At 58.8% G+C, this 12,284-nt stretch carries 9 protein-coding genes and 1 tRNA gene; 8 read left to right on the top strand and 2 right to left on the bottom strand.

The window, feature by feature from the left end; genetic code table 11:
- The first annotated feature begins 13 nt into the window (after positions 1-13).
- The 6 genes from GIR22_RS12450 to ggt all read left to right on the top strand — a co-directional run bounded on the left by GIR22_RS12450 (position 14) and on the right by ggt (position 7,671).
- Positions 14-90, top strand: a tRNA-Met gene (locus GIR22_RS12450).
- Between the two features lie 279 nt (positions 91-369).
- The gene (locus tag GIR22_RS12445; protein ID WP_154743610.1) at positions 370-1,302 is read left to right on the top strand and encodes a LysR family transcriptional regulator; all 933 of its coding nucleotides are present in this window, start codon (positions 370-372) and stop codon (positions 1,300-1,302) included.
- 165 nt (positions 1,303-1,467) lie between these two features.
- Complete coding sequence (tcuA, locus tag GIR22_RS12440) at positions 1,468-2,922, top strand: FAD-dependent tricarballylate dehydrogenase TcuA (RefSeq protein WP_154743609.1); 1,455 nt, start codon at positions 1,468-1,470, stop codon at positions 2,920-2,922.
- Entirely contained in the window at positions 2,909-4,066 is a 1,158-nt protein-coding gene (gene tcuB / locus GIR22_RS12435) for a tricarballylate utilization 4Fe-4S protein TcuB (protein ID WP_154743608.1), read from the top strand. The genes tcuA and tcuB overlap by 14 nt, the downstream gene beginning before the upstream one ends.
- Before the next feature lie 47 nt (positions 4,067-4,113).
- On the top strand, positions 4,114-5,415 hold the full coding sequence (tcuC, locus tag GIR22_RS12430; protein ID WP_154743607.1) for an MFS transporter: 1,302 nt from the start codon (positions 4,114-4,116) through the stop codon (positions 5,413-5,415).
- A 411-nt stretch (positions 5,416-5,826) separates the two neighbouring features.
- Positions 5,827-7,671: a gamma-glutamyltransferase gene (gene ggt / locus GIR22_RS12425; RefSeq protein ID WP_154743606.1), complete on the top strand. Its 1,845-nt coding sequence runs from the start codon at positions 5,827-5,829 to the stop codon at positions 7,669-7,671.
- Positions 7,672-8,067: 396 nt separating this feature from the next.
- Here ggt and ddlA read toward each other — a convergent pair whose 3' ends face one another.
- Positions 8,068-9,162: a D-alanine--D-alanine ligase gene (ddlA, locus tag GIR22_RS12420; RefSeq protein ID WP_154743605.1), complete on the bottom strand. Its 1,095-nt coding sequence runs from the start codon at positions 9,160-9,162 to the stop codon at positions 8,068-8,070.
- Between the two features lie 215 nt (positions 9,163-9,377).
- Here ddlA and GIR22_RS12415 point away from each other — a divergent pair, with 215 nt between their 5' ends.
- Both GIR22_RS12415 and GIR22_RS12410 read left to right on the top strand, forming a co-directional pair.
- Positions 9,378-10,187 carry an AraC family transcriptional regulator gene (locus GIR22_RS12415; protein WP_154743604.1) on the top strand — a complete coding sequence of 270 codons (810 nt, stop codon included), beginning with the start codon at positions 9,378-9,380 and terminating at the stop codon, positions 10,185-10,187.
- Positions 10,188-10,320: 133 nt separating this feature from the next.
- Positions 10,321-10,851, top strand: a complete 531-nt coding sequence (locus tag GIR22_RS12410) for a GNAT family N-acetyltransferase (RefSeq protein ID WP_154743603.1) — start codon at positions 10,321-10,323, stop codon at positions 10,849-10,851.
- Between the two features lie 77 nt (positions 10,852-10,928).
- Here GIR22_RS12410 and GIR22_RS12405 read toward each other — a convergent pair whose 3' ends face one another.
- On the bottom strand, positions 10,929-12,215 hold the full coding sequence (locus GIR22_RS12405) for an MFS transporter (protein WP_154743602.1): 1,287 nt from the start codon (positions 12,213-12,215) through the stop codon (positions 10,929-10,931).
- Between the last annotated feature and the right edge of the window lie 69 nt (positions 12,216-12,284).

The raw sequence follows: 12,284 nt of genomic DNA, 5'->3' as shown, positions 1-12,284 counted from the left end.
ATGCGCGCCACTTGGCTACATAGCTCAGTTGGTTAGAGCATAGCATTCATAATGCTGGGGTCCGGGGTTCAAGTCCCTGTGTAGCCACCAAGTACCGATCCATAGATGTCTACAGCAGTCTATGAATCACCTCAAGAAGCCCGCCTCGTGCGGGCTTTCTTGTTTCTGGCGATCTATCGTTATCTACCCCTATACCCTCTCTCCGTGCATTCTCCTGCGCATCCTCGCCAAATAATTGAACCGAGGGATACAAGCCGAAATGAAGTGATTAGAGATAAAACGCCACTGCGTTATTCTGTGCTCAATGGCTCCGTGATTCTGGCAACCATTCAGTTTTTCGAATAACAACGTGACGAGGAGTCGCATCCTTTGGAATTAAGGCAACTCCGCTATTTCGTAAAAATTGTCGAGCACGGCAGTCTTGGTCGTGCTGCACTCGAACTGGACGTCGGCGTGTCTGCTCTGAGCCAGCAAATCTCCAAGCTGGAAAATGAGCTCTCGACCCGACTCCTCAATCGAACTACCACGGGCGTAACACCCACTAGCTCGGGGTTTGCATTTTTGCACCATGCCCAACTGACGTTACGCCAGGCGGAAAACGCCATCATGGCCGCGCATCGCGGACGAATGAGTGGCTACGTGACCGTTGGCTTGGCACCGACTACAGCGACGGTGCTCGCCCTGCCGTTGATTAACGCCATGCGTGAGCGCTATCCGGACATTCAATTGCATCTGGTGGAGATGCTTTCCGGGCACTTGGCTGCACAACTTAATTCGCGGCAGATCGATTTGGCCATTCTATTCCAACTCGACGGCGGGAAACGCTGGAGTGTGAGGCCGTTGCTGAACGAAAAACTGTTTGTGATAGCGCCCCCTCACCTGCCTCAAGCGCCTCGTGGTGACAGCGTTCAGCTTGTGGACCTTGGCGAGCTGCCTTTGGTGATGCCCAGCGCTCAACATGGTTTACGCTCGGCCTTAATGAGCGCGTTCGAACGCGTAGGGCTAGTGCCTAACATCATCATGGAAGTTGACGGCCTCGCCGTACTGATGAATGCAGTTCGGGCTGGCCACGCGGCGACCATACAGCCCGGTGCCGCCGCCGCCCTGGTTGAGTCACAACTGTCACTGATTAGAATTGCCGATCCACATGTTGGGCGACGGAATGTGCTGGTGACACTGGCCGACGACGAGTTGTCCTCGGCTGTCTTGGCCACGCGCCTGGTCATCACCGAAGTCGCACGACAATTGGTCATCGATCAGCATTGGCCAGGAGCAACCTGGATCGAAGGCGCAACGTCCTAGGCATCGCTGCAACCCCTCCGATCGGCTGATCACCGATCGCCAGCCCTTTAAAATAACTAAACACCCCATGTCAAAAGCCGCCTTTCGGCGTTTCGCCGTGTCCCCTACTGTTCGATCATCGTAAGGAACCTCTTGTTTCTGCCGTCTTACGATGGAGGAGCGACAATGATCGATGTACTAATTATAGGTGGTGGCAATGCTGCCTTGTGCGCCGCGCTGATGGCGCGTGAGGCCGGCGCCAGCGTAATGCTGCTGGAAGCCTCACCAAAAGCCTGGCGCGGCGGTAACTCGCAACACACCCGCAACCTGCGTTGCATGCACGACGAACCGCAGGACGTGCTGATTGATGCCTACCCGGAAGAAGAATACTGGCAAGACCTGCTGAAGGTCACCGGAGGCATAACCGACGAGAAACTAGCCCGTATCGCCATCCGCGCATCGTCTTCTTGCCGCGACTGGATGCGCTCACACGGCGTGCATTTCCAACCTCCGCTGTCCGGCGCCCTGCATGTGGCGCGTACCAATGCATTTTTCATGGGGGGCGGCAAAGCGCTGGTCAATGCGTATTTTCGCAGTGCAGAACGTCTAGGCGTGAAAGTCCGCTACAACACTCAAGTCACCGACATCGAGTTGGACGATGGCAAATTCGTCGCCGCCCACATTGGCGAGCGAGAGGTCGATGGCCAGCATGTGGCTGCAGAACGCATTGAAGCCCGAGCCTGCGTGCTAGCGGCCGGTGGCTTTGAATCCAACCGTGAATGGCTCCGCGAAGCCTGGGGCCAGAACGAGCGCGGTGAATGGCCATCCGACAATTTCCTGATCCGTGGCACACGCTTCAATACCGGCATTTTGCTGCGGCGCATGCTCGATCTTGGTGCTGATGTGACCGGTGACCCGACACAAGCGCACATGGTCGCGATTGATGCTCGCGCACCGCTGTACGACGGCGGCATTTGCACCCGTATCGACTGCGTGTCGTTGGGTGTAGTCGTCAATCGCGACGGCGAACGCTTCTACGACGAAGGCGAAGACTTCTGGCCCAAGCGTTATGCGATCTGGGGGCGCCTGGTGGCCGGGCAACCTGGCCAGCAGGCCTATTCGATTATCGATCAGCAAGCAATTGGCCGCTTCATGCCACCCGTTTTCCCCGGCACTGCCGCCAATACCCTGCAAGATCTGGCCCGCCAGTTGAAGCTTCCGCAGGCGCAATTCGTCAAGACCATCGAGGACTACAACAACGCCTGCCGGGTCGGCACTTTCGACCATACCGCGTTGGACGATTGCCATACCCAAGGGCTAACGCCGGCCAAGACCCATTGGGCGCGACCATTAGTGAAGCCGCCTTTCTATGCCTATCCGCTTAAACCGGGTGTCACATTCACCTACCTCGGCCTCGCTACCGACGAAACCGCTGCCGTGCATTTCAATGGCAAAGCGAGCCCCAACCTGTTCGTAGCAGGAGAAATGATGGCCGGCAACGTCTTGGGCAAGGGTTATACCGCGGGGATTGGCATGGCTATCGGTACCGCTTTCGGGCGCATCGCCGGAGTACAGGCGGCCGCTTCGGTCGGCTTTGGCATTTCACCTGCTAACACGGAATCTCGACATGCAACTGTTTGATCCCAAGACGCCAAGCGGGTTAATCCCGGTCTTGAATCTTGACGAAAGTGAAGTCCAACGGCAGATGACCATCTGCAATTCCTGCCGCTATTGCGAAGGCTTTTGCGCGGTATTTCCGGCAATGACCCGGCGCCTGGAGTTCGCTCAAGCCGACATCCATTACCTGGCGAACCTTTGCCATAACTGCGGTGCTTGTTTGCACGCCTGTCAGTACGCCGCCCCCCACGAATTCGAGATCAATGTACCGAAAGCCATGGCCAAAGTACGCCTGGATACCTACGCCGAATACGCTTGGCCACAGGTGATGGGCAAGTTGTACCAGCGCAATGGCCTGACCCTGGCGCTGGCTTCTGGTGCGGGCCTGGCATTGTTTCTATGCCTCACCCTGATGGTCATGGGCAACCTGTTCACGGCCATTCCCGGGGGGAATTTCTACAAGATCTTCCCGCATAACACCCTGGCGCTGATGTTCGGCGCAGTATTCGGCTTCGCGATACTCGCGCTGACGATGGGTGTGCGGCGCTTCTGGCGCAACGTCTCACCGGTTGCTGCACCTTTGCCATTAAAAACGTCCGCGGCATTGGAGGCTACGGCCAACATCGCGAAACTCAAATACCTGGACGGCGGACATGGCGAGGGCTGCAACAACTCCGATGATAAATTCACCTTGTGGAGACGGCGCTTCCACCATCTGACCTTCTACGGTTTCATGCTGTGTTTCGCGGCGACCGGTGTCGCTACGCTTTTTCACTATCTGCTGAATTGGTCGGCCCCTTACCCAATCTTTAGCTTGCCGGTGATGTTAGGTATCACCGGCGGCATTGGTCTGTTGATCGGCCCAGCAGGCCTGCTGTGGCTGAACCTGCGTCGCAATCCTGCCCACGGCGACGAGAAGCAAAAACCCATGGATCGCGGCTTCATCGCGTTGCTGTTTTTGGTCAGCGCGAGCGGCCTGGTGCTGCTGGCGTTCCGTGAAACCACCGCCTTGGGTTTATTGCTGGCTATCCATCTCGGCCTGGTCATGGCGTTTTTCCTGACCATGCCCTACAGCAAATTCGCCCACGGAATCTTTCGCAGCGCAGCACTACTCAAACACGCCATCGAGAAACGCCAACCCAATCCGATTAATGCCGGCAGCGACTGACGGTTTAAGCACTCATTCCAAAAACAATATTGAGCATTACGGTAGCCATGATGAAAACAACAACTGAAACAACCCGCGCCAAGGGGTCTAAATTAGGTGCCATTTTTCGGGTCACCAGCGGTAACTTTCTCGAACAGTTCGACTTCTTTCTGTTCGGGTTCTACGCCACCTACATTTCCCAGACGTTCTTTCCCGCCACCAGCGAATTTGCCTCGCTAATGATGACGTTCGCGGTATTCGGCTCAGGGTTCCTGATGCGTCCATTGGGGGCTATTGTGCTGGGGGCGTACATCGACAAGGTGGGCCGTCGCAAAGGGCTGATCGTGACACTTTCGATCATGGCCGCCGGTACGGTATTGATCGCCTTGGTGCCAGGCTATGCCAGCATTGGCGTGGCGGCACCGGTTCTGGTGTTGTTGGGCAGGCTGCTACAGGGCTTCTCCGCTGGCGCGGAAATGGGCGGTGTTTCGGTGTATCTTGCGGAAATTTCGACCCCTGGCCACACCGGTTTCTACACCAGTTGGCAATCGGCCAGCCAACAAGTTGCGATCATCGTCGCGGCCGCGCTGGGCTACACAATCAACGCCACTATGCAGACCGCTGAAATCGCCGAGTGGGGCTGGCGTATACCCTTCTTCATTGGCTGCGTGATTATCCCGTTCATTTTCATTATTCGCCGCTCACTGGAAGAAACCGAAGCATTCACTGCCCGCCACCATCGCCCAACTACCCGCGAAGTGTTTCGCTCGATGCGCGACAACTGGCGCACCGTGCTAGCCGGCGGCCTGCTGGCATCCATGACTACCACCACGTTCTACCTGATTACGGTCTACACACCCACGTTTGGCAGAACTGTACTGAACCTGAGCACCACCGACAGCCTGGTGGTCACACTCTTGGTCGGCGTGAGCAATTTCATTTGGTTGCCTATCGGCGGCGCGCTCTCCGACCATATTGGTCGTCGGCCTCTGTTGCTGGCGATCTCCTTGCTGTGCATCTTCACCGCCTACCCCGCCATGCACTGGCTGGCAGAGGCGGCGAGTTTTGAACGACTGCTCACTGTCCTGCTGTACTTCTCATTCTTCTTTGGCATTTACAACGGTGCCATGGTCGCGGCACTGACTGAAGTGATGCCACAAAATGTGCGCGTCGTAGGATTCTCCTTGGCCTTCAGTTTGGCCACGGCGGTGTTTGGTGGTTTTACCCCCGCGATCTCGACCCTGCTTGTCCAGGCTACGGGCGATAAAGCGTCACCCGCTTATTGGTTGATGTTCGCGGCGCTGTGCGGATTTACCGCCACCACCATTCTCTATCGTCGGCAAAAAACCTTGGCGTTCAAAACTGTGTAATGAAATAGAACCCGCCGTAAACTGCGGATAGTTTCATCCATTTCATTACTGCCAGAGTCGAAACTTAGGCCTAAGCGCCCGCCCAACACACTCTTCGTGATTGAGCGGGCGCCCATCCATGCGCCAGCAATTGGCTATTGCTCACCCCTCGGTTTTTTGACGCTCACCCTCCCCCACTGCTAGTGTCCAGGCCTTCCCCACCACAGACGGAACGCCCTGGTGAAACCAGACATCTACCCAGTCGGCGCTTTTAGCAACCACCCCTTAGGCGCCACCCGGCGGCGGTCTGTCCGCTCAGGAGCGGCGAACCCAAGGGCGAGGGCGTGATTATTTCCGGCAAGGCCGTGCTGTATATGCAAGGCACGACTTACCTATAGAGCATTACCCCAAGGACAACAGGTCATTCTCAACATGAAAGGAGTTCATCGCGTGTTTTCGATTCCCCGCCGTCAACGGCTTGCCACCCTCTCGGTGATAGCCGCAGCCCTCACCCTCGCCGCCTGTCACAGCGCCACCGCCCCTCAATTACCACCGGCCCCCGAGCTCGGCTCGGGCTATCGCTCCGACATGAGCCTGCGTCACGCCGAACGCCATATGGCCGCCGCGGCGAATCCGCTGGCGGCCGAAGCCGGGCGGGAAATCCTGCGCAAGGGCGGCTCGGCCATTGATGCGGCAATTGCCATGCAAGCAGTGTTGACCCTGGTGGAACCGCAATCCTCGGGGATTGGTGGCGGTGCCTTCATCATGCTGTGGGATGGCAAACAGGTACACGCCTACGACGGTCGCGAAACCGCACCAGCAGGCGCCACCGAGCGCCTGTTTTTGAAAGCCGACGGTTCGCAGATGTCGTTCCCCGAGGCACAGATTGGCGGACGCTCGGTTGCAACACCAGGCGTATTGCGGGCCCTGGAGATGGCACACAAAAAGACCGGGCACCTGCCGTGGGCGACGTTATTTGAGCCGGCTATTCGCCTGGCCGAACAGGGCTTCGCGATTTCACCACGGCTGCACAGCCTGATCGCCGCCGACCGCTATATCACCCGTTCGCCGGAAATGGCCGCCTACTTCCTCAATGCAGACGGGACTCCCAAAGCCAGCGGCACCCTGCTGAAAAACCAGCCCCTGGCCAACGTGCTCAAACGCATCGCCAAGGAAGGGCCGGATGCGCTTTACCAGGGCCCGATTGCCGAGGAAATTGCCAGCAAGGTCCAGGGCAACAGCAACGCCGGCAGCCTGTCGTTGAACGACCTCAAAGGCTACGTCGCCAAAGAGCGCACACCGTTGTGCACCGACTATAAGCGCTGGCAAATCTGCGGCATGCCACCGCCGTCTTCGGGCGGGATTGCCATTGCGCAAATCCTCGGCACCTTGCAGGCCCTGGAAGCGCGGGACCCGCGCCTGGCCCTGGCCCCACTCAAACCAGTGAAAACCGATAGCCCCGCGGGCCTGGAACCGCTGCCGCAAGCCGTCCACCTGATAGCCGAAGCCGACCGCCTGGCCTACGCCGACCGCGCCCTCTACGTCGCCGATTCGGATTTCGTCCCAGTCCCGGCCGCAGGCCTCGTGGCTCCCGATTACCTCGCCGGCCGCGCGGCACTGATTGGCGATCGCAGCATGGGCGCCGCCAAGCCTGGCAAGCCCGCCGGAATCCAGGTGGCTTACGCACCGGACCGCTCGCCGCTGCGCATTTCCACTTCACAAGTGGTGGCGGTGGACGATCAGGGCGGTGCCGTATCGATGACCACCACCGTGGAGGCAGCCTTTGGCTCTCACGTCATGGTCCAGGGGTTTTTGCTCAATAACCAGATGACCGACTTCTCGTTCATCCCCGAGGAAAACGGCCAACCGGTGGCTAACCGTATCGAACCCGGCAAGCGTCCACGCTCCTCGATGGCCCCCACGCTGGTGTTCGACCGCCAGAGCGGCGAGTTGCTGGCCACGGTTGGCTCACCGGGGGGGTCGCAAATCATTGAGTACGTCAGCAAATCCCTGGTGGCCATGCTCGACTGGAACCTGGACCCGCAAGCCGCCGTCGGCCTGCCCAACTTCGGCAGCCGCAACGGCGCCACCGAGCTGGAACAAGGGCTGTTCAGTGCGCCGTTGAAACAAGCGCTCAAGGACAAGGGGCATGCCCTCAGCGAGATCGACATGACCAGCGGTGCCCAGGCTATCGTTCGCGTGCGCGATGCCCAGGGCAAGGCTTCATGGAGCGGCGGTGCCGACCCACGGCGTGAAGGCGAAGCGCTGGGGGATTGAACCGTTCAGGGCGGCGATTGACCCTCTCGGTCGTTGCCCTGGCGCAGCCTGCGATCGGCTGCGCAGCAGTCGTTTGGGCCTTGGAATCGCTGAAGGTCCTGCGGCCCTTATCGCAGCCTCGTGCCTCGACAGCGGCTACAAGGACCGTCGATCACTGATCACCTGTAGCCGCTGGCGTAGCCTGCGATCGGCTGCGTAGCAGTCGTTTGGGTCTTGAGATCGCTGAAGGTCCTGCGGCCCTTATCGCAGCCTCGTGCCTCGACAGCGGCTACACAAATCCTGACTTTCAGACGTTGTGTAGATACTTATGGTCATCGCAGCGGTGCGGCGACCCGACAAGCCAGTTCACACATTTGATCTTCATTGCGTGGGCTATGTCACTCCGCTTGGCTGAAATCACCGACTGATCTTCAATCCCTTGCGCCCTGCATGCCGCTCCAGCGCCAGTTCGATCAACTGGCTGACCAGTTCGCTGTAGCTCATCCCGGCAGCCTGCCACAACTTGGGGTACATGCTGATACGGGTAAACCCGGGCAGTGAGTTGACCTCGTTGACCAGCACTTCACCCTCGGCGGTAAGAAACACGTCGACCCGCGCCATCCCGGCACAGCCCAGGGTTTCAAAAGCCTCAATGGCCAGGGCACGTATACGCTCGCTGGCCTCGACGCTGATATCGGCCGGGACAACCACCTGGGCGGCCTGGCCATCGATGTATTTGCTGTCGTAGGAATAGAACCCGTCACAGACCACAATTTCACCACAGGCGCTGGCAACAGGTCGGTCGTTGCCCAGTACCGCACATTCGATTTCCCGGCCTGTGACCGCCGATTCCACCAGCACTTTTTCGTCAAAGCCCAAGGCCAACTCAACCGCCGCGTGGTAATCGGCTTCGTTGCCAACTTTACTCACGCCTACGGAAGACCCTTGGTTCGCCGGTTTCACGAACATGGGCAACCCAAGCTTCTCCTGCGCTTGCTGGAACGAGGTGCGAGCTGCGTTGCCACGGTTGAGGGTAATAAACGGCGTGACTGCGATTCCGGCATCCCGCAGCAGGCGCTTGCTGATGTCCTTGTCCATGCACACCGCCGACCCGAGTACATCGGAGCCGACAAACGGCAAGTCCGCCATGCGCAGCAAACCTTGCAGGCAGCCGTCTTCGCCGAAGGTGCCATGGACGATCGGGAAGATCACGTCGACATGTTCCAGCATTGTCTGGCTGGAGGTTTCCACCAGTTGCTGGCTCGCCTTGCCCGGTACCACCGCCAATTCGCGGTTGGACTGGTTAAGGGCGATCAGCGCCGGGTTTTCCTGGTTGATCAGGAAGTTCGAGGTGTCATTGAGATGCCAGTGGCCAGCCTTGTCGATACCGATCAGGATCGGCTCGAAGCGCGAACGGTCCAGGGCATCGACAATGTTGCGCGCCGATTGCAATGACACCTCGTGTTCGGCCGAACGCCCACCAAAAATAATACCCACGCGTAACTTGCTCATGATCGGCCTCGCATTGAACGTGTTCTGAAAAGTATCGCTACTTAACACGAGGCTCCATCAGACTTAAAGAGGCAGCATGAAATAAGAAAAACGGCCGGCGATGATCAACCCGGCGAAGCTGTCTGCCCAGCGCGCGCACAATCGTACAAGACCCCGGCAGACAGTGGCTTCAGACTGGGTTAACGTGTTTCCACCTCACCGTGCGACAAGCCACCATGGGCAAACCCACTTCCAATATCGACTGGCTGCACCGCGCGCCCCACGCCAGTGGCCTGGAGCGCATCGAGGCATATTTTGCCGGGTTCGGGTTCGACCCTCACCGCCACGACACCTACGCCATTGGCCGTACCCTGTTCGGGGTGCAGAGTTTTCATTATCGCGGTAGCAAAACCCACAGCCTTCCGGGCACGACCATGGTGCTGCACCCCGATGAAGTCCACGACGGCTGGGCCAGCAGCGAGGAAGGCTTCAAGTACCGGATGATTTATGTGGAGCCGGCGCTGATCCAGCAGATCCTCGGCGGCAAGCCGTTACCGTTTATCCACAACGGCTTGTCCCGTGACCCGTGGCTGTACCGCGCCAGCGAAGTGCTGCTGCAAAGCCTGGATTGCCCGATTGATCCGCTGCAGGAACAGGACGCACTGTTCGATCTGGCCCAGGCCCTGAACAATGCGTCGGGCATCAGCGTCAACCGCAAAACCTTCGACTACCCGGCCGCCGAGCGCGCCCGGGAATTTATCCATAGCGCTCTGGGCCGACCTGTCACCCTGGAGGAAATGGCTGAGCACAGTGGTCGCGACCGTTGGGCGTTGTCACGGGATTTCCGCCTATTGTTCGGCACCAGTCCTTACCGTTACCTGACCATGCGCCGCCTGGACCTGGTGCGCACCTTGCTCGGCCAGGGGCAATCGTTGGTGGATGCGGCACTGATGGCTGGCTTTACCGATCAAAGCCATATGACCCGACAATTTCGCAGTACCTTCGGTTTGCCGCCGTCGCGTTGGGTGAAAATGCTCGGGCGTTGAAATAACAGTCAAGTGTGGAAGCTGGTGAGTTAACCCAGTACTTTGCGTCAGGCCCGTGCCTGATTGCTCTTGAATCCACAGGCCCTAATGTGAGATGAAAACAGCGAGTGCACCGACCGCGAGGTTTCCAGGAATGAACCTGACATTAACCCCACCACAGTGGGAAGACGCGACCGAGTTGCTGGCGTTCGAGCTGACCAACCGGGTGTTTTTCGAAAGCTGGGTCAACGCCCGTCCGAACGCTTACTACAGCCTCGACGGTGTGACCCGGGCCATCGAAACCGCCTTGCAGGAGGCGAACGAAGATCGCGCCTATCAGTACCTTGTGCGCGAAAATGGCGTATTGGTGGGGCGACTCAACTTTACCCAGGTGCGGCGCCGCTCCTACCATTGCGCGTCGCTGGGCTACCGCATGGGTGCGCAGTACACCGGCCGCGGCCTGGCCCGGCAAGCGGTAGCCCTGGGTTTGCACAAGGCCTTTGCCGAGCATGGACTGTTACGTATCGAAGCCACGGTGCGCCCGGAAAACCCAGGCTCGCTCCGGGTGCTGGAACGCAGCGGCTTTACCCAGTACGGTCATTCACGCAAAAGTTTTCTGTTGCATGGGCAATGGTTCGACATGCTGCACTTCGAGATCCACGCCAATGCTCAAGGGGGCAACTGATCGCTACCTTGCCATTGCCCCGAATGTTGCTAGTTTGATCATAGAGCCATAGGTCAAAACTACTGACGCAAGGCTCATCACACCTGAATGTGGCGCCTGCCAAAGTACGCCGAACTCGCCACCCCGACCGCCCCCATCACTACGCAATACCCCACGCATACCCACGGGCTCGTGGGCATCAGCGCGATCAACATCAACGGCGTGGTACTCGCCCACAGCGCATAGGCAATGTTGTAGGTGAAGGAAATTCCCGATACCCGAATCTGCGCCGGGAACAGGCTGACCATTACCGATGGTACCGCCCCCACCACCCCGCAACTCAAGCCCGCAATGGCATACGCCGCGCCGAGCCAGACGCCGCCCGCGATCAGGCTGGCATACAAGATGGCAATCCCCATCGGCAGCAACAGGCTGTAGACCAGCACTGTACGCCAGGCGCCAATACGGTCCACCAACAGGCCGGCCAGCACACAGCCGATGTTCAGGAAGACGATGCCCAATGCGCTCAAGGCGAAGGTGTGGCTTGGGCTCATGCCGAAGGTTTTCTGCATCATGGTCGGGGTAATGACCACCAGCACCACCACCGCCGAGGTCAGCACACAGGTGAGGATCATCGCCGGCAACAGCGCATGTCGGTGTTCGCGCAAGACAGTGCGCAACGGCAGTTCGGCCGCTGCCTCGCGGCGGGCCTGCATTTCCAGGAACACCGGCGTCTCGTTGAGCCAGCGCCGCAGCCAAACGCCAATCACACCAAACACGCCGCCCAACAGGAAGGGAAAACGCCAGGCGTAGTCGAGGATTTCAGCCGCGGTGAACACTTGCGCCAGCAGCGTCGCCACCAGCGCACCAAGCAGGTAGCCAAAGGTCAAGCCGGCTTGCAGGAAACCCAGGGCATACCCCCGATGATGGGCTGGCGCATGTTCGGCGACAAATACCCAGGCGCTGGGCACTTCACCGCCCACCGCAGCGCCCTGGAGGATGCGCAGTACCAGCAGGATCAGCGGGGCAAAATAGCCAATGTGCGCGTAGGTCGGCATGATCCCGATCAGCAGGCAAGGCAAGGCCATCATCAGGATACTCAGGCTGAACACCCGTTTACGCCCCAAGTGATCGGCGAAATGCGCCATCAGTATCCCGCCAAGAGGCCGCGCCAGGTAACCGGTGACGAAGATGCCGAAACTTTGCAGCAGGCGCAGCCACTCAGGCATTTCTGGCGGGAAGAACAGTTGACTCAAGGTCAGTGCGAAAAATACGAAGATGATGAAATCGTAAATTTCCAGGGCACCGCCCAAGGCGGCCAAACCCAGGGTTCTGTAGTCGGAGCGAGAGAAACGCTGCGCCTGTGGATAAGTGGTGGCAGTCATGAATAAGCTCGGCAGACGAACAAAATGGCGTAGAGGTTATGAGCTGAACCTGGCCATGGCAATCGCGGA

The sequence above is a fragment of the Pseudomonas karstica genome (genome assembly GCF_009707515.1).
In the GTDB taxonomy this organism is placed as follows: domain Bacteria; phylum Pseudomonadota; class Gammaproteobacteria; order Pseudomonadales; family Pseudomonadaceae; genus Aquipseudomonas; species Aquipseudomonas karstica.
Note: the sequence above shows the minus strand (reverse complement) of the source record. Positions and strands in the feature narration are given on the sequence as shown.